This is a genomic window from Mesorhizobium sp. Cs1299R1N3 (assembly GCF_037179625.1).
GTDB classification, from domain to species: Bacteria; Pseudomonadota; Alphaproteobacteria; order Rhizobiales; family Rhizobiaceae; genus Mesorhizobium; species Mesorhizobium salmacidum.
The window spans coordinates 55,496-80,549 of the sequence record NZ_JAPYKQ010000004.1 but is presented as its reverse complement, the minus strand read 5'-3'; the positions used below and the strand labels follow the sequence as shown (position 1 = coordinate 80,549).

At 63.3% G+C, this 25,054-nt stretch carries 23 protein-coding genes; 15 read left to right on the top strand and 8 right to left on the bottom strand.

Annotation, left to right across the window (positions count from 1 at the left end; all coding sequences use genetic code 11):
- Positions 1–10 precede the first annotated feature (10 nt).
- The 4 genes from O7B34_RS11530 to O7B34_RS11515 are packed head-to-tail and all read right to left on the bottom strand — an operon-like array spanning position 11 to position 4,339.
- Complete coding sequence (locus O7B34_RS11530) at positions 11–667, bottom strand: GntR family transcriptional regulator (RefSeq protein WP_337146194.1); 657 nt, start codon at positions 665–667, stop codon at positions 11–13.
- A gap of 16 nt (positions 668–683) precedes the next feature.
- On the bottom strand, positions 684–1,982 hold the full coding sequence (locus tag O7B34_RS11525; protein WP_337146193.1) for an aspartate aminotransferase family protein: 1,299 nt from the start codon (positions 1,980–1,982) through the stop codon (positions 684–686).
- The gene (locus O7B34_RS11520; RefSeq protein WP_337146192.1) at positions 1,983–3,041 is read right to left on the bottom strand and encodes a phosphotransferase; all 1,059 of its coding nucleotides are present in this window, start codon (positions 3,039–3,041) and stop codon (positions 1,983–1,985) included.
- Positions 3,038–4,339 carry an ArgE/DapE family deacylase gene (locus O7B34_RS11515; RefSeq protein WP_337146191.1) on the bottom strand — a complete coding sequence of 434 codons (1,302 nt, stop codon included), beginning with the start codon at positions 4,337–4,339 and terminating at the stop codon, positions 3,038–3,040. The genes O7B34_RS11520 and O7B34_RS11515 overlap by 4 nt, the downstream gene beginning before the upstream one ends.
- Before the next feature lie 579 nt (positions 4,340–4,918).
- Between O7B34_RS11515 and O7B34_RS11510 the strand changes: the two genes are divergently transcribed.
- From O7B34_RS11510 to O7B34_RS11490, 5 genes are all read left to right on the top strand, one after another.
- Complete coding sequence (locus O7B34_RS11510; RefSeq protein ID WP_337146190.1) at positions 4,919–5,440, top strand: AraC family transcriptional regulator; 522 nt, start codon at positions 4,919–4,921, stop codon at positions 5,438–5,440.
- Between the two features lie 121 nt (positions 5,441–5,561).
- Positions 5,562–6,224, top strand: a complete 663-nt coding sequence (locus O7B34_RS11505; protein ID WP_337146413.1) for a 2Fe-2S iron-sulfur cluster-binding protein — start codon at positions 5,562–5,564, stop codon at positions 6,222–6,224.
- Positions 6,225–6,226: 2 nt separating this feature from the next.
- Positions 6,227–7,213: an FAD binding domain-containing protein gene (locus O7B34_RS11500; RefSeq protein WP_337146189.1), complete on the top strand. Its 987-nt coding sequence runs from the start codon at positions 6,227–6,229 to the stop codon at positions 7,211–7,213.
- A gap of 9 nt (positions 7,214–7,222) precedes the next feature.
- Complete coding sequence (locus O7B34_RS11495) at positions 7,223–9,514, top strand: xanthine dehydrogenase family protein molybdopterin-binding subunit (protein ID WP_337146188.1); 2,292 nt, start codon at positions 7,223–7,225, stop codon at positions 9,512–9,514.
- A 138-nt stretch (positions 9,515–9,652) separates the two neighbouring features.
- Complete coding sequence (locus O7B34_RS11490; protein WP_337146187.1) at positions 9,653–10,327, top strand: GNAT family N-acetyltransferase; 675 nt, start codon at positions 9,653–9,655, stop codon at positions 10,325–10,327.
- A 13-nt stretch (positions 10,328–10,340) separates the two neighbouring features.
- On the opposite strand, the gene O7B34_RS11485 is transcribed toward O7B34_RS11490, so the two are convergent.
- Together O7B34_RS11485 and O7B34_RS11480 are read right to left on the bottom strand one after the other, a co-directional pair.
- Complete coding sequence (locus O7B34_RS11485; RefSeq protein WP_337146186.1) at positions 10,341–11,984, bottom strand: acetolactate synthase large subunit; 1,644 nt, start codon at positions 11,982–11,984, stop codon at positions 10,341–10,343.
- 94 nt (positions 11,985–12,078) lie between these two features.
- Complete coding sequence (locus O7B34_RS11480; protein ID WP_337146185.1) at positions 12,079–12,981, bottom strand: LysR substrate-binding domain-containing protein; 903 nt, start codon at positions 12,979–12,981, stop codon at positions 12,079–12,081.
- Positions 12,982–13,083: 102 nt separating this feature from the next.
- Here O7B34_RS11480 and O7B34_RS11475 point away from each other — a divergent pair, with 102 nt between their 5' ends.
- The 6 genes from O7B34_RS11475 (at position 13,084) to O7B34_RS11450 (ending at position 18,851) form a co-directional block, all read left to right on the top strand.
- Positions 13,084–14,073, top strand: a complete 990-nt coding sequence (locus O7B34_RS11475) for a zinc-dependent alcohol dehydrogenase family protein (RefSeq protein WP_337146184.1) — start codon at positions 13,084–13,086, stop codon at positions 14,071–14,073.
- Positions 14,074–14,258: 185 nt separating this feature from the next.
- Positions 14,259–14,558, top strand: coding sequence for a TFIIB-type zinc ribbon-containing protein (locus O7B34_RS11470; RefSeq protein ID WP_027145106.1), 300 nt, complete (start codon positions 14,259–14,261; stop codon positions 14,556–14,558).
- A 73-nt stretch (positions 14,559–14,631) separates the two neighbouring features.
- A complete protein-coding gene (locus tag O7B34_RS11465; RefSeq protein ID WP_337146183.1) occupies positions 14,632–15,624 on the top strand; it encodes a Tim44 domain-containing protein in 993 nt (330 codons plus the stop codon).
- A gap of 358 nt (positions 15,625–15,982) precedes the next feature.
- A complete protein-coding gene (locus tag O7B34_RS11460) occupies positions 15,983–16,534 on the top strand; it encodes a MaoC family dehydratase (RefSeq protein ID WP_337146182.1) in 552 nt (183 codons plus the stop codon).
- Positions 16,535–16,536: 2 nt separating this feature from the next.
- A complete protein-coding gene (locus O7B34_RS11455) occupies positions 16,537–17,697 on the top strand; it encodes a CaiB/BaiF CoA transferase family protein (RefSeq protein ID WP_337146181.1) in 1,161 nt (386 codons plus the stop codon).
- Between the two features lie 32 nt (positions 17,698–17,729).
- Positions 17,730–18,851: an extracellular solute-binding protein gene (locus O7B34_RS11450; protein ID WP_337146412.1), complete on the top strand. Its 1,122-nt coding sequence runs from the start codon at positions 17,730–17,732 to the stop codon at positions 18,849–18,851.
- 19 nt (positions 18,852–18,870) lie between these two features.
- Here O7B34_RS11450 and O7B34_RS11445 read toward each other — a convergent pair whose 3' ends face one another.
- Positions 18,871–19,710, bottom strand: coding sequence for an amidohydrolase family protein (locus O7B34_RS11445; protein ID WP_337146180.1), 840 nt, complete (start codon positions 19,708–19,710; stop codon positions 18,871–18,873).
- Between the two features lie 65 nt (positions 19,711–19,775).
- Entirely contained in the window at positions 19,776–20,561 is a 786-nt protein-coding gene (locus O7B34_RS11440) for an IclR family transcriptional regulator (RefSeq protein WP_023771193.1), read from the bottom strand.
- 168 nt (positions 20,562–20,729) lie between these two features.
- Between O7B34_RS11440 and O7B34_RS11435 the strand changes: the two genes are divergently transcribed.
- From O7B34_RS11435 to O7B34_RS11420, 4 genes are all read left to right on the top strand, one after another.
- Entirely contained in the window at positions 20,730–22,049 is a 1,320-nt protein-coding gene (locus tag O7B34_RS11435; RefSeq protein WP_337146179.1) for an ABC transporter substrate-binding protein, read from the top strand.
- A gap of 122 nt (positions 22,050–22,171) precedes the next feature.
- Positions 22,172–23,068, top strand: coding sequence for a carbohydrate ABC transporter permease (locus O7B34_RS11430; protein WP_337146178.1), 897 nt, complete (start codon positions 22,172–22,174; stop codon positions 23,066–23,068).
- Positions 23,069–23,085: 17 nt separating this feature from the next.
- Positions 23,086–23,952, top strand: coding sequence for a carbohydrate ABC transporter permease (locus O7B34_RS11425; RefSeq protein WP_337106681.1), 867 nt, complete (start codon positions 23,086–23,088; stop codon positions 23,950–23,952).
- A 4-nt stretch (positions 23,953–23,956) separates the two neighbouring features.
- On the top strand, positions 23,957–25,054 hold the full coding sequence (locus O7B34_RS11420) for an ABC transporter ATP-binding protein (protein WP_337146177.1): 1,098 nt from the start codon (positions 23,957–23,959) through the stop codon (positions 25,052–25,054).

Genomic DNA, 25,054 nt, shown 5'->3' with positions numbered 1-25,054 from the left:
TGCCGTGCGATCAGTCCGTCGTGCAAAGGTTTTCGGATAGGATAGCGGCCGCCGCGACAATGTCCTGCTCGAGGGAAGCCCGAACGGCTGGACCGTTGCGCTGTTCCAGCGCGACGACGATCCTGTGGTGTGCGTCATTGGACTGCGGGATGTAGCAATCGGCCCGCATCAGCAGCTTGAGATAGGGCCCGACCCGACCCCAGAGATCGCGGATCATATTCAAGAGGATCGGCGCGCCGGCATGCTCATAGATAGCAAAATGGAAGGCCTCGTTCAGGGAAAGATAGGTCGTGGCGTCCTGCGCCTCGATGGCCCGCTGCATGCCGGCGAGCGCGGCTTGTATGTCGGCCAGCCCGCTTTCAGTCATCCGTGACGTAGCCATCTCGCCCGCCAGCCCCTCGACGGCGATGCGGATGCGCGTCAGTTCCGCGAAAGCGGGCGCGGAGAGCAACGGCACGATGATCGAGCGGTTGTTCTGCATTTCCAGAAGCCGCTCGGCGACCAGCCTTTGCAACGCCTCGCGGATCGGCGTGGTCGATATGCCAAAGGTTTCGGCGAGCTTGCGGATGACCAGCGTCTGGCCGGGGCTGAAACCACCTGAAATCAATTCCTGCTTGAGCGCGCCATAGGCGCGGTCATTGAGGGTTTGATGCTCGAGCTTCAGCATGCGCGGACTGCTCCGCTCACCATTTCGACAGCGCGCGGTCGAGCGTCTCGGCCAGTTGCTCGGCATTGTCTCTGGAAAAGGGCAGCGGCGGCCTGATCTTCAGCACATTGCCACGTGGGCCACAGGACGAAATCAGCACGCCGTCCTCGCGCATGGCTTCGACGACGGAAGAGGTCTTGGCAGCGGCGGTGGCCCCATCCTCCGCCGTCAGCTCGACGCCGAAATAGAGGCCATTGTGCCTGACATCGGCGACCATGCGGTGGCGGCTCTGCAAGGCGCGAAGCAGGTTCCTCGTATGGGCACCGACTGTCCGCGCGTTCTCGATCAGCCCCTCGCCCTCGATCACCTCGAGCACGGCGATGCCGACGGCGGCCGCGACCGGATTGCCGCCGAAGGTGTTGAAGTAGCCGGTGTTCGAACCGAACGAGCTCACCAGCTGCGGCCGCACGATCACCGCACCCATCGGATGCCCGTCGCCGATCGGCTTGCCCAAGGTGACGATATCAGGCTCAAGGCCGTAATTGGCGAAGCCCCACATGCCCTGGCCAAGCCGGCCGAAACCGGACTGGACCTCGTCGGCGATGACGATGCCGCCGGCTTTCCTGACGTGATCGGCCGCCTCGCGGATGACAGAACCATCGGGGAAGAAAATGCCATCGCTGGAAAAGGCCGAATCGAGCAGCAGCGCCGCCGGGCGGATGTTTTGCGCGCGCATATCGTCAATGGCGGCGGCGACATTCCTGGCGAAATCATGCGCGGCGCGGCCGCCGTCGCGGAACGTGTCCGGCGCTGCCACGGCTCGATGTTGCGCGGGTACGCCCTTGGCGCCGACCGCCGCCGGCGACAGCTGCGCGGTGGCGATGGTGGCGCCGTGATAGGCGAAGTCGGTGATGATCACGCCGGTGCCGCCGCTCGAATGCTGGGCGATACGGATGGCGAGGTCGTTGGCCTCGCTGCCGGTGCAGGTGAACATGGCGTGGCCGAGATGGGACGGAAGCGTGCCGAGAAGCTTTTCCGCGTAGTCGAGGATGATCTCGCTGAGATAACGCGTGTGCGTGTTGAGCGTGGCTGCCTGCCCCGACAATGCCTCGACGACGCGCGGGTGGCAGTGTCCGACCGAGGCGACGTTGTTGTAGGCATCGAGGAATTTTCGGCCCTGCGCATCGTAGAGCCAGACACCGCTGCCACGCACCAGATGGATCGGGTTGCGGTAGAAGGCGCGATAGGTCGGCCCGAGCAACCTGGCGCGGCGTTCAAGCAGCGCGCGCTCGGCATCGGCAGAAGCACTTGCGGGCGAGGGCTGGGACACGGGCATCTACTCCGGCTTGGAATGGTCGAGAAAATAGCGGCGGGCTTCAGCGGACGAGAGACCGTCCAGCCGCCCGAGCGAGGCCCAGACCTCGGTGATGAGGCGCAGGACATAGTCGCGTTTGGCCGGAAACCGCTCGGCCTGCCAGCTGGCTATATTGGCGATGAGTGCGAGGCGGGCACGAATGAGGTGGAAGAGGATGCCAAGCTCTTCAATCTCGAGCGGCTGCACGGACTGATAGCCGGCGACGAAGCGTGCCGCAGGCGCCAGCGGATGACCTTCAGCCGGCCAGCGATAGACGGCCCCGATGGCGAGATCGCAGATCAGCGGCGAGTGGATCATGTCGCCGAAATCGAGAATGCCGCTGACCATTTCCGGCCGCGAGGCATCCATCACCACATTGTAGGAGTTCATGTCGTTGTGGACGATCTGCGCGCGCAGCCCGGGGATGACCGGCGCCGCGTGCTGCTCGAAAGCGTCGATGACGCGCTCGACCATGGCGCGATGGCCGGCGTCAGTGATATGCGGCAGCATCGGCCGTGTCTTGGCGACCTTGCGGATGTCCCACAAAAGGTCGCTGCCGGCGGCCGGATGGAAGAAGCCGCGCAGTGCCCGGCCAAGCCGGGCGAGGAAGATGCCGAGATTGCGATCCTGCGCCGCTGACGTGGGCGAGCGCGAAAGCAACTGGCCGGGCAGATAGGTAACCAGCCGGACGACGCGCGGCGCCGATCCGCCGACGCTGACCATGAACTGCGCTTCGCCTTCGAGGCTCTTGCGCACCGAGGGAACGGGCAAGGCCGGGTCGACCGTCATGATATGGTCGAGCGCCTTGTTCTGGAAATCGGTGAAGCCGGCCTCTTCCGCCGGATGCGAGACCTTCAGGACGAACTCGCCCTCGCCTTCTGTCTGGATATGGAAATTATGGTCGCGCTCGCCCGGTAGCGGGCGCGCACTGCCGGTGAGCCCGTAGTGCCGGCGCAATATGGCAAGCGCCTCGGCGATCGAAACGTCAGGCGCATTCTCGGCGAGCGTTTCGCCGAAGGCATCCGATACGGCCGCGTTCATGACCTGACCTCGGCATCGACGGGTTCGAGACCGCACCAGTCGGCGATGAAGAGCGCGATGGTCTGGGTGACCTTGCGGACGGAGTCGAGATCGACGGCCTCGTCATAGCCATGCGGCATGCGGCAGATGGGGCCGTAGACGATCGCCGGCGTGTCGGCATAAAGGCCGAAGAAGCGCGCATCGGTGGTGGCCGAGGTGACATGCTCCGTCAGCGGCTCACCCCACACGGCGGTATGGCTGCGCCGCAGCACGGCTTCCATCTCGTCGGCACCTTCCAGCACATAGCCCTCGGCCATGAAGCCGTTATAGGTCATCCTGGGCGGGCGATTGGCGAGGAACGGATCGGCGCGTGCCGCATCGGCGATGCAGGCCTCCAGTTCGGCCCTCGCATCCTCCAGCTTCTGGCCGGGATAGGTCGCGACACGCATCTCGAAAACACAGCGCGCCGGAACGCTCGATGTCCACTCGCCGCCCTCGATCTTGCCGAGGTTGAAGCGGATGGGGTGCGGATGATCGCAGAAATGCTTGTCATCGACTTTTCTCGCGTTCCAGACGATTTCGAGCTGCTTCAGCGCCTGGATGATGAGGAAGGCCTTTTCGATGGCGTTGGCGCCGGCCGAGAAAGCGCCCGACGCGTGCTGCGGATCGCCGTCGACCTCGACCCTGAACCAGATCGGCCCGACCTGCGCCCGCATCAGCCTTGGCTCCAGCGGCTCAGGAATGAAGGCGGCATCGGCGCGGTAGCCGCGCTGCAGGCAAGCGAGCGCGCCGTTGCCGGTGCACTCCTCCTCGACCACCGACTGCAGGAACACTTTCGCCGCCGGCTGGTAGCCAAGGCCGCGCAAGGCGGCCAGCGCATAGAGACAAGCCGACAGGCCGGCCTTCATGTCGCCGGCGCCGCGGCCATGCATCCAGCCGTCCTCGATCACGGGATCGTAGGGGTCGCGCACCCAGCGGTCGAGCGGTCCCGTCGGCACCACGTCGATATGGCCGTTGAGGATCAGCGAGCGACCGGTGGCATTTCTCGGCGTGTGGGTGGCAACGACGTTGAAGGCATCGTCATACGAAACCGCGACGGGTGAAAATCCGGGCAGGTCGCGAATCGCGTCAACGTCGACACGCCTCATATCGACCGCATAACCATTGGCTTCATAGGCAGCCGCCATGAAGGATTGCGCGGCATGTTCCTCACCGCGTTGCGAGGGAAAGCGCACGAGATCGGCCAGGAAGGCAAGTTGACGGTCGAATCCATCGTCGACCGCCCGCAAAATGGCTTCATCCGCAATCCGCTCAGGCATTATATTCCGCTTTCCCGTCAATGGTGTATCATATCTCATATGCCATTAGAAGGGAGGCCGGTCGCTCAAGAGGCAAGCCTAAGCCCGGCCGACCTGGAAAATGGGCCAGGCTGCCCCACATACGTAGCAGGGGCGTTCGCATAGGTCACCGGCGGGTCCGGATGCAAAGCGTTTGGACCAACAGGGCTGCGCGAGACAAAACGAAGGGATGTCGCTTTGTCATTCAGACCGCTGCTTGGTGACGGACTGATCCGGGCCAGCAATCAAAACACGGAGGCCCCGCAAACGGCTTCTTGGGACGATTCATCCGTTGTATTTGACAGTCGGCGGTGGACTTGCCAGGAGGCAGAACTCCGTTGGACAGCGCCTCATCACCTCATTGTGCTCACCGAGGAAGGCGGCACCTCCCGGACATCTATCCGCTCCGAAGCAAAATCTCTCTACGATGGGAAGGACAGGCCAGGAGCCCTCACTTTCGTCCCCGCTGGCGCGGAGCGGTTCGGCTTTTATCGCAACGTCGACCTCTCCTATTCCGCCTTGTGGGTTGACCCAGATCGTGGGATTCCCGGATCCGAATGCTTGAGCGATTTGCCAATCCTGGTGAACAAAAGCGACGGCGTTGTCAGCGCGCTCTTACGTTCGCTTCGCGCCGAGATGGCGTTCGGCCACAAGCCGGACACCCTTTACGTCGAGCATCTTGTTGCCCTTGCCAGCCTCCGCGTGGCTTCGATGGATCGCGCTCAACCGTCGACCGCGTCACATGGCTGCCTCGGCCGCCGAACGCTGGCTCGGGTCAGGGATTATATAGACGCACACATGAAGTCCGACATTTCGCTGAGCGATCTGGCGACTATCGCAGGAATGGCGGCCGACACATTTGCGCGTCGCTTCAAGGCGACGACCGGTCGCGCACCCTATGCTTATGTGATCGAGGAACGTGTCCGGCGGGCGGAGTCGCTGCTGCGTGAATCCGAATTGCCGATAAGCGTGATCGCATTCCACTGCGGCTTCTCGAGCCAAAGTCATTTCACCTCGACCTTCGGACGACTGAGGGGAATGACCCCTCGGGTCTATCGGGCCCATTTTTCTCCGGAATCCTGACATTGTGCCCGGTTTCTTGAAAGAAACCGGCTTGGCTCTCCCCTACGTCAGTCGCGCCAATGAAGCAAAAGCCCGGCGAGACCGCTTTCGGCTTTTGCCGCAGCGAAGAGGAGAGCATTGCATGGTCGAGACTGGCAAGAAGAATTGGCCGACGCGCCGAACGGTGCTGGAAGGTGGGGCTGCGACCGGTTTGCTGCTGGCAGCCGGCGTGCCCGTCCAAGCCCAACGGGCGGATGTCGTCGCAACGCCCGTTTCCGCTGTGACGCCCGTGCCGACGATGCCGATGTCGTTGAGGATCAATGCAGAGGAATTCGCTGTCGAAATCGATCCGCGCACGACACTGCTAGACGCGCTGCGCAATCATCTCGGCCTCGTCGGTTCCAAGAAGGGCTGCGACCATGGCCAATGCGGTGCCTGCACCGTTCTGGTGAACGGGAGGCGGATCAACTCCTGCCTGACCCTCGCCGCCATGCATGAAGATGATGAGATCACCACCATTGAGGGCCTCGCTAACGGCGATGAACTGGGTCCAATGCAGGCGGCATTCGTCGCGCGTGATGGTTTCCAGTGCGGCTATTGCACCCCCGGTCAGATCTGCTCGGCCGTCGGAATGCTAGGCGAGGTGGAAGCCGGCTGGCCAAGCCATGCCAGCGCCGACATCACAGCGCTTTCCGTAGCGCTCACTGACGCCGAGATCCGCGAGCGCATGAGCGGCAACATCTGCCGCTGCGCCGCTTATCCCAACATTGTCGCGGCGATCCGCGATGTGGCAGAGGACGCCTGAACATGCAGTCTTTCACCTATGAGCGTGCCAGTGACGTGAGAGAGGCAGCCGCCGCAATAGCCGCCCGACCGGAGGCGAAGTTCATCAGCGGCGGCACCAACCTCCTCGATCTTATGAAGCTCGAGATCGAGAAGCCGGCGCATCTGGTCGACATCAGCCGGCTGCCGCTCGATCGGATCGAGGACGGGCCGAATGGCGGCCTTCGCATCGGAGCGCAAGTCCGCAACAGCGACCTTGCTGCCGACCAGCGCGTGAGGTCCCGCTATCGGGTCCTATCTCAGGCACTTCTCGCAGGCGCCTCGGGCCAGATTCGCAACAAGGCTTCTACCGGCGGCAACCTGCTGCAGCGAACGCGTTGCTACTATTTCTATGACCGCAACATGCCCTGCAACAAGCGCGAGCCGGGTTCCGGCTGTGCGGCACTCCAGGGATTCAACCGGGTGCACGCCGTTCTCGGTGCTAGCGAAGGCTGCATAGCGGTCCATCCCTCGGACATGGCAGTGGCCATGGCTGCGCTCGACGCCCAAGTCGAGACCGTCGCGCCCGGCGGCGAAACCCGCACTATACCGATTGGCGACCTTTACCGGCTTCCGGGCACAACGCCGCATATGGAGACGGCACTCGGCCATGGCGAAATGATTACTGCCGTGACCTTGCCACCTCCGTCTCCAGGCCGGCAACTTTATCGCAAAGTGCGCGATCGTGCCTCCTTTGCGTTCGCGCTGGTATCGGTCGCGGCGATCGTCGAGGTCTCCGGCGAGCGCGTTCGGAGCGCGCGGATCGCCATGGGCGGCGTCGCTCCGAAGCCGTGGCGTGCAGCGAAGGCTGAAAGTGCACTCGTCGGCGCGGCTGCTTCCGACCATGCCTATGCGGAGGCCGCCGAGGATGCCCTCGCCGGCGCGGTGGGCCATGGCGATAATGATTTCAAGATTCCGTTGGCGAAGCGAATGGTGCGGCACACACTCGCCGTGGCCGTCAAAGGCGCATGAGGTGGCAAGATGACCAGAACTACAACCAACGCGACGGAGCGGAGTTCTCCAAACAGCAGCGTTATCGGCCGGCCGAGCGACCGCATCGATGGTGCGCTCAAGGTTATGGGTCGGGCAACCTATGCCTATGAGCATGCGGCGGGCGAAGCCACCGCCTATGGTTATATTCTCGGCGCTGCGATCGCCAAGGGTCGCATCGTGGAGATCGACACGACAGATGCCGAGCAGGCACCGGGCGTCCTGCATGTGATGACCCACCGGAATGCGCCGCCACTGCCGGTGTTCGGCCCGCCGGTCACGCCGACGGTGCCCGAGGTTTTCACCCGTGCTCGGCCCATGCTCGCGACCGACCGCGTGCGCTACTACGACGAGCCGGTCGCCCTTGTTGTGGCCGAGACATTCGAGGCGGCGCGCGCCGCCGTAGGGCTCATCAGGGTCCACTACGAGCGAGAAGCGGGCATCTTCGACCTGAAGGAGCGTCTGACCGAGGCCTACACGCCCAGACGGACCAATGCTGGCTTTGAGACAGACAGCGCCGTCGGCGACTTCGAGGGCGCCTTTGCCGCCGCTTCCGTGAAGATCGATGCGACCTACCGAACGCCCTTCGAGCATCACAACCCAATGGAACCTCACGCTACGCTGGCGATCTGGTCCGGCGACGAGGTAACGATTTATACTGCGGCCCAGACGCTCGCGAACTTCCGGGCCGGCATCGCCAATACGCTCAACATCTCGCCCGAACGCGTGCGCATCGTGAGCCCATACATCGGCGGCGGCTTCGGTTCCAAGCTTATCATACATGCCGATACGGTTCTGGCGGCACTCGCCGCGCGGATCCTCGAGCGCCCGGTGAAGATCGCGCTGACTAGGCAGCAGATGTTCGCTAACGCAGGCCACCGCGCGGAGATGATCCAGCAGGTAAGGCTCGGTGCGAACCCTGACGGGCGGCTTGCAGCGATCGGGCACGATGTCTATTCGGCGACGTCCCGCTTCGAGGAGTATTGCGAGCAGACGGCGGTCTTCGCACGCTCGCTCTACGCGGCTCCAAACCGACTGACGCGCCACCGGCTCGTCTCCGTCGACCTCAATCGCGGTGAGTGGATGCGCTCGCCCGGCGAGGCGCCGGGCATGCTGGCCTTCGAATGCGCCGTCGACGAACTCGCCGAACGCCTCGGCCTCGACCCGATCGAACTGAGGATCCGCAACGAACCAGCAGAGGATCCGGAGCGCCGGGTGCCGTTTTCGACCCGCAACCTTGTCGCCTGCATGAAAGAGGGTGCACACCGCTTCGGCTGGGTGCACCGGAAGCCGGCACCGGGAAGTACCCGCGAAGGGCGCAACCTGATCGGCTACGGCATGGCCGCGGCGATCCGGCCGAACTTTATCGGTGCGTCGAGGGCACAGGTCACACTCGATGCAAACGGACAGGTGACGGCCCGGCTCGACATGACGGACATCGGGACCGGAACCTATACGATCCTAACCCAGATCGCGGCCGAGAGCCTCGGCGTGCCGATGTCGTCCATCAAGGTGGAACTCGGCGACAGCAGGTTCCCCCGCACCGCCGGTTCGGGCGGCTCATGGGGTGCGGCGAGCGCCGGCTCGGCGCTTTATCATGCGTGTACCGCGCTCAAGGAGCATATCCTAGAAACGGCACTGACGAATGAAAGCTCACCGTTTTACCGCGCAAATACGGACGATACGCGTTTCGCAGATGGAGAGCTCAGGATAGGCGGTCGTTCGGAGCGGCTCGCCGATCTCGTTCGCCGGATCGCCCCTTTGGGGTTCGAGGCCGAAGGCTCGGTTGGACCGGCCAGCGAAACCGACGGCTACAAAGCGTATTCCCAGCACTCCTACGGCGCGCACTTCGCCGAGGTCGCGGTCGATTGTGATACGGGTGAAATCCGAATGCGCCGTTTGCTCTCGGTTATCGGCGCCGGGCGCATCCTCAATCCGAAGACCGCCCGTTCGCAGATCATCGGCGGCATGACCTGGGGCATCGGCGCGGCGCTGATGGAGAAAACTGTGCTCGATCCCCGCCACGGGCACTTCGTCAATCACGACCTCGCCGAGTATCACGTCGCGGTCAACGCCGATGTCCCCGACATGGAGGTCATCTTCTTGGAAGAGCATGACGACAAGGCCAATCCGCTGGGAAGCAAGGGCCTCGGCGAACTCGGCGTTTGCGGCGCCGGGGCTGCGGTCGCCAACGCGGTCTACAACGCGACCGGCTTTCGGGTCCGCGAATTCCCCATCACTTTGGACCAGATGCTGCCGATTTTGCCTTTAACCGGGATTTGACCCGCCATCTCGAAAAATCTCGCGAAATGCAAGAGCCGCGGCGGCGAAATCCATCCAACGGCGCCGCCGGCTATGGACGGTTGGCATCCGCCGATGCTAGCCGATACTGCTGTCGGACACACGGACCGAGGACAAGCTTTGATCACCGAAGATGCGATGCCGGCCGAAATCACCGATCTCACCGTCGGCTACCGGCGTCTGCCGGCCGGCAAGCTCGCCAATGCGGTGACCTGGATGGAGGCGCGCGCTCCCCTGCCCGGTCTGGCGCGGCCGCTCGCCATGAAACGGATCACGACACCCGACTGCGCCTCGTATCGGGCGATCTTCCTCGAAATCGGCGCGCCCTGGCTGTGGGACCGCGTGTCCGAAATGTCCGACGCCGAGATAATGGCTCACTTCGCCGATCCGCGTCAGCACCTCTATTATGGCCACGATGAAACCGGCGCTCACATCGGCATGGTCGAATTCTTCGTCGCCGGCAGCAACGAGATCGAGATCACTTATTTCGGCCTGTTCCCGTCCCTGACCGGCCGCGGTTTCGGCAAGCGGCTGATGGCCGGCGCGCTCGACCTGGCTTGGCGCCTGAACCCGAGCCGCATCTGGTTGCACACCAGCAGCTTCGATCATCACAGCGTCATCGGCTTCTACGGCGCATGCGGGTTCGTGCCCTTCGCGACCGGGTTTGAGATCATTGACGATCCCCGGATAAAGGGAACCTTGCCGCGCGATGCGGCGCCGCAGATTCCGCTGATCGAAACGGAACAGGGCGCCCAGGGCGAGAACGTCGCACGGCGGCGAGCAGGCAAGCCCTGAGGTAGCATCTCCGTCAGGTCGCCTGCGGCGCCGGCAGCCGTTCGCGCAATTCGTCGACAAGCACCCTGGTGTTTTCGGAATAGTCGATGGGCACGACGACGAGATGCACGCCGCCGGTGAAGGCCTGTTCCAGCGCCGGCCGCAACTCGGCGATCGCGCCAACCCTGGTCCCTTTGGCGCCATAGGCCTCGGCGTATCTAACGAAATCGGGATTGCCGAAGGTCATGCCGAAATCCGGGAATTCGTCGACCGCCTGTTTCCAGCGGATCATGCCATAGGCATGGTCTTCCAGCAGCAGGACGACGAGGTTCAGCTTGAGCCTGACGGCCGTCTCCAGTTCCTGGCTGTTCATCATGAAGCCGCCATCGCCGCAGATGGCCATGACACGGCGCTGGGGATAGAGCAGCGCCGCCATCATCGCCGACGGCAGCCCGGCGCCCATGGTGGCCAGCGCGTTGTCGAGCAACAGCGTGTTTGCCATGCGCGTGCGGTAGTTGCGCGCGAACCAGATCTTGTACATGCCGTTGTCCAGCGCGAGGATGCCGTCGGCCGGCATCACGGCGCGCACGTCGTGCACGATGCGCTGCGGCGTGAAGCGGTCTTCGGTGGCGCGCGCGGCGATGCGGCTCAAAATGCCTTCGCGCAGCGGCAGCAGCGCCTGCGCGTTGGGGATCTTGCCTTCGATGCGGTCGGCCAGCAGCGCCAGCGACGGGCCGAGGTCGCCGACGATCTCGGCTTGCGGGAAATAGACCTGCTCGACATCAGCCGACTGGTAGCCGACATGAATAACCTTCGGTCCCTTCGCGCCCATGATGAAGGGGGGCTTCTCGACCGTGTCGTGGCCAATGGTGATGATCAGATCGGCCTGTTCGATGGCCTCGTGGACATAGTCGCGCTCCGAAAGCGCCGCCGTTCCCATGTAAAGCTCGGTGCCGCCGGGCACGGTGCCCTTGCCCATCTGCGTGGTGAAATAGGGAATCCGCGTGCGCAGCACGAACTGGGCGACGTCGGGGGTCACGCGCGGCCGTGACGCCGCGGCGCCGAACATCAGCAGCGGACGCTTGGCCTCGAGGATCATGCGGGCGGCGCGATCGAGCGCGCCAGCGCTGGCCAGGGGCAACTCGACCGGATGCGTCGGCACCAACGCAATCGGATCGCACTCGGCCGCCGCGATGTCTTCCGGCAGTTCCAGGTGCACGGGGCCGGGGCGCTCCTCCTGGGCAACGCGGAAGGCTTCGCGCACCAGCGACGGGATCATCTTCGGCGAGACGATCTGGCGCGACAGCTTGGTCAGCGGCTTCATCGCCGCAACGATGTCGACGATCTGGAAGCGCGCCTGCCTGGACGACAGGATGCCCTTCTGGCCGGTGATCATGATCATGGGCATCGCACCGAGCAGCGCGTAGGCCGAGCCGGTCGTCAGGTTAAGCGCGCCGGGGCCGAGCGTGGTGATGCACACGCCCGCCTTGCCGGTGAGCCTGCCATAGGTGGCGGCCATGAAGGCGGCCGCCTGCTCGTGGCGCGTCAGGATCAGCTGGATCGACGAGCGGCGGATGGATTCGACGATGTCGAGATTTTCTTCGCCCGGAATGCCAAAGATCCGATCGACCCCTTCATTCTCGAGGGCCGCCACGAACAGATCCGAACCCTTGGTCATGAACCGTCTCTCCTGCGATGCGCGCATCTGGTCAGCCATCTTCATATGGCACCGGAACGCGACACCTCAAAGAGCGCAAGTCGTCTGCTGGCGATCACGCCATCATTTTCGGCAAGGCGGCCGCCAATGCGTCGACGGCCAGCCGGACCTTGAGCGGCAGATGCGGCGTCTGCAGCCAGAGTGCATGACAGTCGTAGGGATAGCGTGGCTGATCCGGCAACAGCTCGACCAGCGCCCCGGCCTGGATGCGCTGGCGAGCCAGCCAGTAAGGCAACCACGCCAGCCCCATGCCGCCGACGGCGGCATCGGCGATGGCATCGAGATCGTCGAGCCGCAGCCGGCCGTTTGGGATGACCTCGAGCGCGGCTTGTCCTTCGCGCGCGAACAGCCAGGGCTGAATGATCATGCCGAGCCGGCGATAGACAATCGCCTGATGATCGGCGAGATCTTCGATCCGCCGCGGTTCGCCATGAATTTCCAGATAGGAAGGCGCGGCACAGACGACCATGTCCTGGCGTGCAACACGGCGCGCGATCACGCCGGCCTTGTCATCCAGCTCACCGGTCCGGATGGCGAGGTCGTAGCCATCCTCGGCAAGATCGGAGAAGCGGTCGCTGAGCGAGAGGTCGAGCTCCAGCATCGGATACCGCCGCGCCAGTTGCAGCAATACGGGAGTCACGCAGTGGCGGCCGAAATGCGCAGGCATGGTGACGCGCAATTTTCCGCGCGGTTCCGAGAGCTGGTCGGCGGCGAGTGCATCGGCGGCCTCGGCCTCGGCCAGCACCAGGCGGCACCGCTCATAGTAGGCGCTGCCGAAATCGGTCAGGCTCTGGCGGCGCGTGGTCCGGTTGATGAGGCGCACGCCAAGTCTGTCCTCAAGAAACCGGACATGCTTGCCGACCATCGGTCCAGATAGATCGAGCGCTGAGGCCGCCGCCGCGAACGAGCCGAGATCAACCGCCCTGACGAACACGGCCATGCTTTCAAGCCTATCCATATTCGAAACTCCTGGTTCCTACTGTACAATCTGAATAGCCATTTATCGCCAACAGGCTTCGCATCATAGCTCATTTGGTTCAGATAATTTGGAGTTGGCCGAATGACCCGTGTAGTCCGCTTTCACCAGCATGGTGGTCCCGAGGTCCTGCGCATCGAGAAGGTCGACCTGCCCCCACCGGGCCAGGGCGAGGTTCAGATCCGCGTCAGGGCATTCGGCCTCAACCGCGCCGAGGCGCTGCTGCGCGCGGGCAGCTATATCGAAACACCCGCCCTCCCTTCCGGGCTTGGGCTGGAAGTGGCAGGCGTCATCGAGGCAATTGGCGAAGGCGTGACAGGGCTGGCGCCCGGTGACGCGGTCAGTGTCGTCCCGCCGCAATCGATGGTCCGCTGGCCGACCTACGGTGAGCTTGTCACTTTCCCCGCCGGGCTCATCGTCAAACATCCGCCGTCCCTCGACTGGCAAACCGCGGCGGCGGTTTGGATGCAGTACCTCACTGCCTACGGCGCCCTGATCGATTTCGCCAGGTTGAACAGTGGAGATGCCGTTATCATCACCGCGGCCTCGAGCAGCGTCGGACTTGCCGCGATCCAGATCGCCAACAGGGTTGGCGCGACAGCGATCGCGGTGACGCGGACATCCGCAAAGAAACAGGCCCTGCTTGACGCTGGAGCGGCTGAAGTCGTGGTCCTCGCAGACGAAGATCTTGCCATGCGGCTGAGTGGGATCGCTGGGCAGGAAGGCGTGCGCGTCGTGCTCGATGCAGTCGGCGGCCCGATCTTCGAACCGCTGACGGCGGCCATGTCGAAAGGCGGCATTCTGATCGAATATGGCGGCCTCAGCAGCGACCCGACACCGTTTCCGTTGCCTGCGGTACTGGGCAAGACGCTGACGTTGCGCGGCTATCTCGTCCACGAGATCACCGGCAATCCGGAGAAGTTGGAGGCTGCCAAGGCGTTCATCCTCGAAGGGCTTGAGGACGGCACGCTGAGGCCGATCATCGACAGAACGTTTCCATTCGACCAGATCGTCGAGGCGCATCGCCATCTCGAATCGAACGAACAGTTCGGCAAGATCGTCGTCACCGTTTGAGCAGCAATCATTCTCACCGGCAATATTGCCCCTTGAAGGCGCCGTCCCGCATTCCTAAATCCCGAATGCGGGCCGGGCCCCTCTGACTGTCGCTTTTGGCGACCGTGATGTCGGACCGCTTCAACGGGCCCGTTTCCATTCCTTTCGGTCGAGCGGGCTCATTCCTTTCTGGTTAGGAGCCCCTGATGACATCATCTCTCCTTGGTATGGTCTGCCCCTCCTGCCGCGTCGCCCTCGTGATGAGCGAACGCCAGGGGATCGAGATCGACTACTGTCCGCAGTGCCGCGGCGTCTGGCTTGATCGTGGCGAACTCGACAAGATCATCGAACGTTCCGGCAGGGATGCGTCGCCCGCGCCACAAGCGCAGCCCGCGCCATTTGCCCAGCCGCAACACAGCCGGGACCGCGATGACGACTATTCCCGCTCGCATGGCCAACGCTATCCGAAGCGAAAGAAGTCATTCTTCGAAGAGCTGTTCGATTGACGGCATGACGCCCGCGACCCGGGCCAGCGCCTTGCTGAAATTTTCCGAAACGACATCGATAAGGTTCTATCAGATGATTTCCCGTACAAGCCGAATCGCTACCCTCTTTGCCGGCCTGTTCCTCGCCTTCTCCATGGTCGCGATCGATCATGCCGAGGCGCGGCGCGGCGGCAGCTTCGGCAGTCGTGGCGCGCGCACCTTCCAATCGGCACCGCCGACCCGGACCGCGCCGGCGCCGACCGCGCCGGTCGAGCGTTCGATGACACCCAATACCGGCGTGAACAATGCAGCCCGGCAGCCGCAGGCCGGCCCGCAGAGACCCGGCTTCATGAGCGGCTTCGGCGGAACGATGATGCGCGGCCTGCTGCTCGGCGGCCTGATCGGACTGCTCGTGGGCCAAGGTTTCGGCGGCCTCGCCGGCATGTTCGGATTCCTGCTCCAGGCCCTGCTCATCGGTGGCGCGATCATGCTGGCCATCAGGTTCTTCCGGTCGCAGTCCGCGCGTGGCCCCGCGCCCGCGCTCGCCGGCATGGGCAATGCCCAAGCTTCGCGGTTTGAGAACCGCGCAACGGCACAGCAGGAGACGGGAACCGCGGGCTCCTTCACCATTCCCGGCTTTGGCGGCGGTTCGGGCGGAGGCTATGAGGCCACCCGCTCCGAGGAGATCACGCTGGCCCAGACCGACCTCGACGCCTTCCAGCAGTTGTTGACCGAGGTCCAGGAAGCATTCGGCCGCGAAGACCATGCCGCATTGCGCCGGTCGGTGACGCCCGAGATGGTGTCCTACCTGTCGGAAGAACTGGCCGACAATGCCCAGAAAGGTCTCAGGAACGAAGTGTCCGATGTCACCCTGCTGCAGGCCGACATCGCGGAAAGCTGGCGCGAGGATGACCGCGACTACGCCACCGCCGCATTGCGATATGAGTCGCGCGACGTGATGCGCGAACGGGCGAGCGGCAAGGTCGTCGAGGGCGACGAGGGCCACCCCACCGAGACGACCGAGTTGTGGACGTTCACGCGTCAGAGCGGCTCGAACTGGAAGCTCTCGGCGATACAAGAGGCTTGAGCCTGGCGAGTTTACTGGCGATCAAGCCACGATCTTGACGGACATCGGCGTGCTGATCTCGATGGCGGAGACAGCACCGCCGGCGCCGTGAAAATAAGGCGCCTTCCGGTTCAGGTTGCCGACAAACACCAGACAGGCCATTCCAGGCACCGCGCATGATTTGCTCCTGCCCTGTCCGCGCTTCCGCGCGCAAAAAACCGGCCAAAATTTCGCCTGTCCTCGCTTGCAACATAGCCCCATATGTGAAAATAGTATTTACAAAAGAAGATTGGCGGGGAGGAGACATCGTGCAATCAGGCGCTTCGATGCGTGCTCGAATGGTTGCCCGGGCGCTCTCGCGAGACCGGTGGATTGAGCCATGAACGATTTCGCGCCAACCGTCGGCGTTGCCTCGACGTACCCCAAGAATATGCCTGCCGATCATGCCGCGCTACCGGTGTGGAACGCCGAGAACTGGTTCTACGAAGATTGGCCCGTCGGCCAGAAGATCCGTTCGTTGCGACGCACCATGGCGGAAGGCGACAGCCATCTCTTCAACACGCTGGTGCTCGACATCCACCCTTACGTGCAGGACCAGATGTTCGCCGAGAGCGAAGGCATTTTCGGCAAGAGGCTGATCGCCGGCGCGTTCGTCTTTTCGGCTGGGCTGGGGCTGGTCGCCACCAACTGCGTCAACGCCTTCTCCTACGGCTATGACAAGCTCCGCTTCATAAAGCCCGTCTTCATCGGCGACACGATCTATTCGATCCGTTCCAACCTCGACAAGAAGCCCCGCTATAAGGAGATGGGGCTGATCCGCGCCAGCTACGAGGTGTTCAAGGGCGAAGGCGAGCTGGTGCTCTATTGCGAGCATCTGCAGACGGTGAAGTACCGCAACCCTGCCGATTTCGTCGGCAAGACGGAGAAATAGAGATGCCGGCAGCAGCCGAATTGCCGCTGGCCGGCCTCGTCGTCGTCGACATGAGCCAATTCCTGTCCGGGCCGTACTGCTCGCTCAGGCTGCTCGATCTCGGCGCCCGCGTCATCAAGATCGAGCGTCCTGACGGAGGCGATCTGTCGCGCCGGCTCTATCTCAGCGACACCGAGATCGGCGGCGATTCGACGATCTTTCATGCCATCAACCGGGCCAAGGAAAGCCTCGCCATCGATTTGAAGAAGGAGGCGGACCTCAAGGTATTGCGCGGGCTGCTGGCCAAGGCCGATGTGCTGATCCAGAATTTCCGGCCCGGCGTCATCGAACGCCTTGGCCTCGACTACGAGGCCGTCCGCCAGATCAACCCGCGCCTGGTCTATGCCTCGATCAGCGGCTATGGCGAGGAGGGTCCGTGGGTGAAGCGCCCGGGCCAGGATCTTCTGGCGCAATCGCGCTCCGGCGTGATGTGGTTGAACGGCGACGAAGACCAGGGGCCGGTGCCGTTCGGGCTCGCCATCGGCGACATGCTGGCGGGTGCGGCCTGCGCGCAAGGCATCCTGGCAGCACTGGTGCGGCGCGGCATCACCGGTCAGGGAAGCCATATCGAGACCAGCCTTCTGGAAGCGCTGGTCGACTTTCAGTTCGAGGTGCTGACCACGCATCTCAATGACGGTCGTCGCCTGCCCAGACGCTCAAGTTTCCGCAGCGCGCATGCCTATCTCTCCGCGCCTTATGGTGTCTATCCGGCCAAGGACGGATATCTCGCCATCGCCATGACGCCTATCCCCAAGCTCGCCGACCTCTTGTCGCTCAGCGAGTTGGCCCCCTATCGCGACAAGCCGGCATCCTGGTTCACCGCGCGCGACGATATCAAGGCAATCATCGCCCAGAGGATCGCCACCAGGACCATCGACGAATGGCTTGGTATCCTGGAGCCGGCCGACATCTGGTGCGCCAAGGTGTTGAACTGGCCGGAGATGCTGGCAAGCCAGGGTTTCCAGTCGCTCGACATGCTGCAGACGGTGACGCGTGAGGATGACGTCTCGATCCTGACCACCAGTTCACCGCTCAGGGTTGATGGGATCAGAGCCAAGGTTGACCGCGCGGCGCCGCGCATCGGCGAGCACAGTGCGAAAATCCGCGAGGAGTTCGGCCTGTGAGCACGCGCTTCCTTAAGCCCACACTCAGGGGCATGACCTGGAGCCACCCGCGCGGCTATGATCCGATGATCGCGTGTTCATCCCTGTGGGAGCAGAAAACCGGCGTTGCGATCGAGTGGGACAAGCGTTCGCTGCAGGATTTCGAATCCTATCCGGTCGAGGAGCTGGCGCGCGCCTATGATTTGATCGTCATCGACCATCCGCATGTCGGCCAGATCACGGCGGAGCGCTGTCTTGAGCCCCTCGACGTCACCGGCCGCGAGGCGCAGCGCGCCGCGCTTGCCTCGGGCAGCGTCGGCCAATCCTATCCGAGTTACACCTGGCAGGGCCGGCAATGGGCGTTTCCGATCGACGCGGCGGCGCAGGTGCAGGCCTGGCGGCCGGACGCGCTCGATGCGCCGGCAGCGACGTGGAGCGAGATGCTCGCTGTCGCCCGGCAGGGCCGCGTGTTGCTGCCACTGCGGCCACCGCATTGCCTGATGACATTCTACACGCTGGCCGGCAATCTCGGGCATCCCTGCGCGACCGATCCGTCGGGCGATCTTATCGACGTCGAGATGGGCTGCGAAGTCTTCGAGACGATGCGAGAGATCGCGGCGCTGGTCGACCCCACCTGCTTCGACATGGATCCGATCGCCATCTCGGAGCGCATGGCCGAGGCCGGCTCCCGCATCGTCTGCGCGCCGCTGATCTATGGCTATGTCTCTTATGCGGCGTCGGGTTTTCGCGCGAACAGGCTGGCCTTTGCCGATATCCCGGTCATTGGTTCCAATGCCCCAATCGGCTCGGCGCTCGGCGGCACAGGCATTGCGGTCTCGGCCTTTTCCAAGGCGAAAGACGCCGCGATCGATTTCGCCTACTGGATCGCCAGTGGCGATGTCCAGCGCGGCATCTATGCTGCCGGCGGCGGCCAGCCGGGCCATGCGGCTGCCTGGGAAGACCAGACGGTCAATGAAGCGACCGGTAATTTCTATCGGGACACGCGCGCGACGCTGGAGGGCGCCTGGGTGCGGCCGCGCCGTGACGGCTACATGGCGTTCCAGCAGGCGGCATCCGACCGCATCAATTCCGGCCTGACCTCCGGCCACCCGGCCGGTCAGGTCGTCGCCGATCTCATCAACCTGTTCCGGGCCAGTACGCAGGCTGCCATCTGAGGGGACCTGAACTGGATCCTTACTTCAACCGCCACAGCTTTCGGGCGTTACCCGACAACAGCTTGTCGCGTTCCGAGACACTGCAGCCGGCAAGCAGCGCATATGTCGCCGCCACCCAGGTCGAGAGACCACCACCAAGCGTACAGACCGGCCAGTCGCTGCCCCAGACAACACGGTCCCAGCCGAATGAATTGATGGTGTGTTCGACGTAAGGCCGGAGTGTCTCGACCGTCCAACTGCCGGAGTCCGCATAGGCGACCACCCCGGAGACCTTGGCCATCACGTTCGGACGCCGCGCGATCTCGCTCATGTGTTCACGCCAGGGATGCTCGGCATTGCCCTTGATGTCCGGGACGCCGCAATGGTCGAGCACGAACTGGACATCGGGAGCCAGATCGGCGAGCGCCATCGCCTTGGGGATCTGATGCGGCAGTACGACGAGGTCGAAGGTCAGGCCCGTGCCGCCAAGCCGCTTGATGTTGTCACGGAACAATGCGCCTTCCGAAAGATGGTCCGGCACGACGTGGAGGACACGGCGAAAGCCTTTGACGAAGGGATTTGCCCGCTGGCGTTCAAGATTGGCAGGGAAATCCGCCTCCTCGGGACGGCAAGATGCAATCGCCCCGGTGAGCATGCTGCCCGCTTGCCGCGACAGGCCCTCGACACGGGCGGTTTCCGCCTCGATGTCAGCCGGGTCGACATCCACCTCCATATGCAGCACGCACCCGATGCCTACACGTTGGGCCTCCACCGCGTATTCCTCATAGGAGAAATCGCGGTTCAGTGCTGGCTCGCCGGCAAGCCAGGGATAGCGCAGCACCGAGCGATCGATGAGATGCAAATGGGTATCGATGATCATGACGATGCTCCTCCGCTGGCTTTCTCAGATCATCTCACGGGGGAATTCTTCATTCAAATAAGAATTCATGCCGATGAACCGACGGCCGACCCTGCCAGGTGCGACAGCTTTTCGCAGGTTGCCAGCAACAACTCGATGGTGCGGGTGATATCGGGCGCTGACGGCGCGTTGACCACGGTGATGTAGGGGATCGACAGCGCCGCTATGGCCTTGCCGTCGGAACCGCGCACCGGGGCGGAGAGGTTGAAGACACCTGCGGTCTGCATGGAAGCCATCATCTCGTAGCCGCGGTCGCGGATCTGGTCGAGACGGGCGAAGAACTCGGCCGGCTGCGCGGTCTTGTCGGTGCTGCGGACATGCTCCGAGATCATCATCTGCCGCTCTTCCGGCGAACGGAAGGCGAGCAGGACGTGGCCTGAACCGGTATCGAACAGGCTAATGTGGGAGCCGACACGGATCGAAATCCCCCAGTAGTTCGGCGCCTCCTGCTGGCCGATCACGACAGCGGAACCGCGATCAAAAACAACGAGTTGGTTGGCTTGCTGCGAGGTCTCGGCCAACTCGCGCATCAGCGGCGTCGCATAGGAAACCAGCCGTCGCACCGGCGCGTGCAATTGCGCCAGGCCAAACAGCTTGAGCGTCAGCGAATAGCGGTCTCCGTCCAGCCGCGTGACGTAGCCACGCCGCACCAGCCGGTCCAGCATGCGATAAAATTCATTGGGGCTGCGGTCGAGTTTCTTGGCGATTTCCGCCTGCGTCAAGCCGCCGTCGACGCCAGCCAGCAGTTCGAGGATGTCGAGCCCCTTGTCGAGCGCCGGCGCGCGGTAGCGCTCGTCTTCGCTGTCGTCCATGGCTCGTCCCTCCAGTGAATTCAGCTTTTCATATACGCAGGAACGCGGCTGGCGGAAACAAATTTCGCCTTGACGTATCCATGAATGTTTTGTTTGTATATGAATGTAGGACTTCTTGTCATCAGACGAGTTGCGGTCGCCGCTGAGGCGCACCAAGGGAGGATATCAATGAACAGACTGCTTTCCGGCGTGTCCGCCGGCGCATTGGCACTCGCATTTGGCGCGGGTGCTGCCCTTGCCGGCGACCTGCCCGGCAAGTTCGAAGGCGTGACCGTCGACATAAAGCTGATCGGCGGCCAGCAATATGAAAAGCTCTACGAGCGCATCCCGGAATGGGAGAAGGCGACCGGCGCCAAGGTCAATATCCTGACCAAGAAGAACGGCTTCGACATCGACAAAGAGCTCAAGTCCGACATCGCCTCGGGCAGCACCAACTGGTGCGTCGGCTGGAACCATTCCTCCTTCGCGCCGCAGTACACCGGCCTCTACACTGATCTCAGCAAGCTCCTGCCAAAGTCGGAGATCGACGGCTTCGTGCCGTCGACGATCAAGGCGGCAACCATCGACGGCAAGCTGGAGATGCTGCCGCGTGCGCAGTTCGACGTTTCGGCGCTCTACTACCAGAAGAGCCTGTATGAAAACGCCGACAACAAGACCAAATTCAAGGCCAAATACGGCTACGACCTGGTGCCGCCGGACACCTGGAAGGAAGTCACCGACCAGGCCGAGTTCTTCGCCAACCCACCCAATTTCTACGGCACGCAATTCGCCGGCAAGGAAGAGGCGATCAACGGCCGCTTCTACGAAATGGTCGTCGCCGAGGGCGGCGAATATCTCGACAAGGACGGCAAGCCGGTCTTCAATTCCGAGGCCGGCATCCGGGCGCTCGACTGGTTCGTCAACCTCTACAAGGCCAAGGCCGTGCCGGCTGGAACCACCAACTACCTTTGGGACGATCTCGGCCAGGGCTTTGCTTCGGGCACCGTCGCCATCAATCTGGATTGGCCGGGCTGGGCCGGATTCTTCAACGACCCGAAGTCGTCGAAGGTCGCCGGCAATGTCGGCGTCAAGGTCGCGCCGAAAGGCTCCGCTGGAGTGCGCACCGGCTGGTCGGGCTTCCATGGTTTCTCGGTGACCGAGAATTGCCCGAACAAGGAAGCCGCCGCGTCGCTCGTATGGTGGCTGACCAACGAGGACAGTCAGAAGCTCGAGGCCGCCGCCGGCCCGCTGCCAACGCGCACCTCGGTCTGGGATTGGGACCTGCAGCAGGCCGCGAACGATCCTTACAAGAAGGAGGTTCTGTCGGCTTTCCAGGAAGAAGCCAAGCACGCCTTTGCCGTGCCGCAGACGCCCGAGTGGATCGAGATCTCGAACGCCGTCTATCCCGAGTTGCAGGCCGCTATCCTCGGCGACAAGACCTCCAAGCAGGCACTGGATGAAGCCGCCGCCAAGGCGACGCAGATCCTGCAGGATGCCGGCAAACTCTAGGCATTGTTCCCAAGACCGCCTCCCCCACTGTCAATGGGGAGGCGATCGCGTCTTGCCGGTGCTGTCCATTCACCGGTCAGGCCCCGGCCCCAAAATTGCATGCGAGATACCAAAGGACCCCGATGAAGGGCTTCAAGCCATCCGCACCATTCCTGCTGCTGCTTCCGGCGTTCATCGTGCTGGCGGCGGTCGTGGTGGTGCCGTTGCTTCTCTCGCTCTATTCCAGCTTCACGCCTTTCCGGCTGACCAAGCCCGAGACGTTTTTCGCCTTCATCGGCTTGCGGAACTATCTTTCGATCCTGGTCAATATCGATTTCTGGTGGGCGTTCGGGCGCACGGTTCTGCTGCTGACGATCGCGCTCAATCTTGAAATGCTGCTTGGCCTCGGCCTCGCCATGCTGGTCGAGAAGGCGACACGCGGCCAGCGCATCCTGCGCACGCTGATGATGTTTCCGATGATGTTCTCGCCGATCCTCGTCGGCTTTCAGTTCAAGTTCATGTTCAACGACAATATCGGCCTGGTGAACAACGCGCTGCAGTCGCTCGGCATCACCAGCGACGCCATCCCGTGGCTGATCGAGGGCCATCTCGCCTTCATCGCCATTTCAGTCGCCGAGATCTGGTCGTCGACGGCGATCTTCGCCATCCTGATCTTGGCGGGGCTGCTCGCCATGCCCAAGGAACCAATCGAGGCGGCTCGCGTCGATGGCTGCACGCCGTGGCAGACATTCCGTTATGTGACGTGGCCGTTCGTCATGCCCTTCGCCTACATCGCCATGACCATCCGCTCGCTCGATGTGGCGCGCGCCTATGACATCGTCAAGATCATGACCGATGGCGGACCGGCCGGCCGCACCGAACTGCTTTGGACGCTGGTGGCGCGCACCGCCTATAGCGACGGACGCATGGGAATGGCCAACGCCATGGCCTATTTCTCGATCCTGCTGTCGATCGCCTTCACAGTCTACTTCTTCAACAAGCTCGCCGCGGCGCGCACGCAGATCGGTGCCGAGTGGTGAAGGGCGGGGTGGTGAAGATGGACGAGAATTCTTCCGCCCGCCTCAAGCGCCGGCTGCTTGATATCGTCTATCGCATCGGCTTATTCGTGGCGATGCTGACGATCTGCCTGCCCGGCCTCTGGATCGTGCTGTCGTCGCTGCGGCCGACGGTCGAGATCATGGCCAAGCCGCCTGTGTGGATCCCGCAGGACATTTCGTTCGATGCCTATGTCGCGATGTTCTCAGGCATCGGCAAGGGCGGCATCCCTGTCATCGAATATTTCCGCAACTCGCTGATCATCTCGGTGACCTCGACGGTTATCGCGGTCGCCATCGGCATGGCCGGTGGCTATGCCTTCGCGCGCTACCGCTTCCGCGGCAAGTCGAGCGTCTTCCTCGGCCTGATGCTGACGCGCACGGTGCCGGGCATCGCGCTGTCGCTGCCACTGTTCTTCCTCTATGTGCGGCTCGGCATCATCGACACGCATTTCGGGCTGATCCTCGCCTATGTCGCACTCAACGTGCCGTTCACCATCTGGCTGATCGACGGCTTCTTCCGCCAGGTGCCGAAGGACCTCGCGGAAGCAGCACAAATCGACGGCTGCACGCGCTGGCAGGCCTTCTGGCAGGTGGAATTCCCACTCGCCGGACCGGGCATTGCGTCGGCGGCGATCTTCGCCTTCCTGACCTGCTGGAACGAGTTCGCGCTGGCTTCCCAACTGACCCGCTCGGTCAGCGCCAAGACGCTGCCGGTCGGCCTGCTCGACTACACGGCCGAGTTCACCATCGACTGGCGTGGCATGTGCGCGCTCGCCGTTGTGATGATCATCCCGGCGCTCACCCTCACTTTCATCGTCCAGAAACACCTTGTCGGCGGCCTGACCTCCGGCGCGGTGAAAGGCTGATCCAATGGCAACGGTTTCCCTCAAAAAGCTGACCAAGCGCTACGGCAATATCCAGATCGTGCATGGCATCGACCTCGACATCACGGACCGCGAATTCATCGCGCTGGTCGGCCCGTCAGGCTGCGGCAAGTCGACGACGTTGCGCATGATCGCCGGGCTGGAAGAGATCAGCGCCGGCTCGATCGAGATCGGCGGGCGCGTCGTCAACGACCTGCCGCCGCGCTCGCGCAACATCTCGATGGTGTTCCAGTCCTATGCGCTCTACCCGCATATGACGGTGCGCGAAAATCTCGGCTTCTCGCTGAAGATCGCCGGTGCCGCCAAGGAGGATATGGACACCCGTGTCGCCGAGGCTTCAGCCATCCTCGGGCTCGATACTTTGCTCGACCGCCGCCCGTCGCAACTCTCCGGCGGACAACGCCAGCGCGTCGCCATGGGCCGCGCCATCGTGCGCGACCCCGATGTCTTCCTGTTCGACGAGCCGCTTTCCAATCTCGATGCCAAGCTTCGCACGCAGATGCGCACCGAGATCAAGAAGCTGCATGCAAAGGTCCAATCGACGGTGATCTACGTCACCCACGACCAGGTCGAGGCGATGACGCTTGCCGACCGCATCGTCATCATGCGCGACGGCTACATCGAACAGGTCGGCACGCCAGACGAGGTTTTCCGGCGCCCGGCGACACGCTTTGTCGCCGGCTTCATCGGCTCTCCGCCTATGAACCTGCATGAGGCCACGATAGACGACGGCCAGCTGGCTTTCGCCAGCGGCGCCAAGCTGCCGCTGCCCAGCCAGTTCAAGGCCAATGTCGCCAACGGCGACAAGGTCGTGTTCGGGCTGCGACCCGACGACATCTACCCGACCGGCCATGGCATCAGTTCGGGAAGTTCCGCCGACGTGCACCAGATCGAATTGCCGATCACCGTCACCGAACCGCTCGGCAACGAGACGCTGGTGTTCGTCGAGTTCAACGGCAGCGATTGGGTGTCGCGCATGCTGAACCCCCGCCCGCTGAGATCCGGAGAGCGCGTCGCCATGAGCCTCGACCTGTCGCAGGCGCATCTGTTTGCCGCCGAGACCGGAAAGACATTGCGGAGCTGA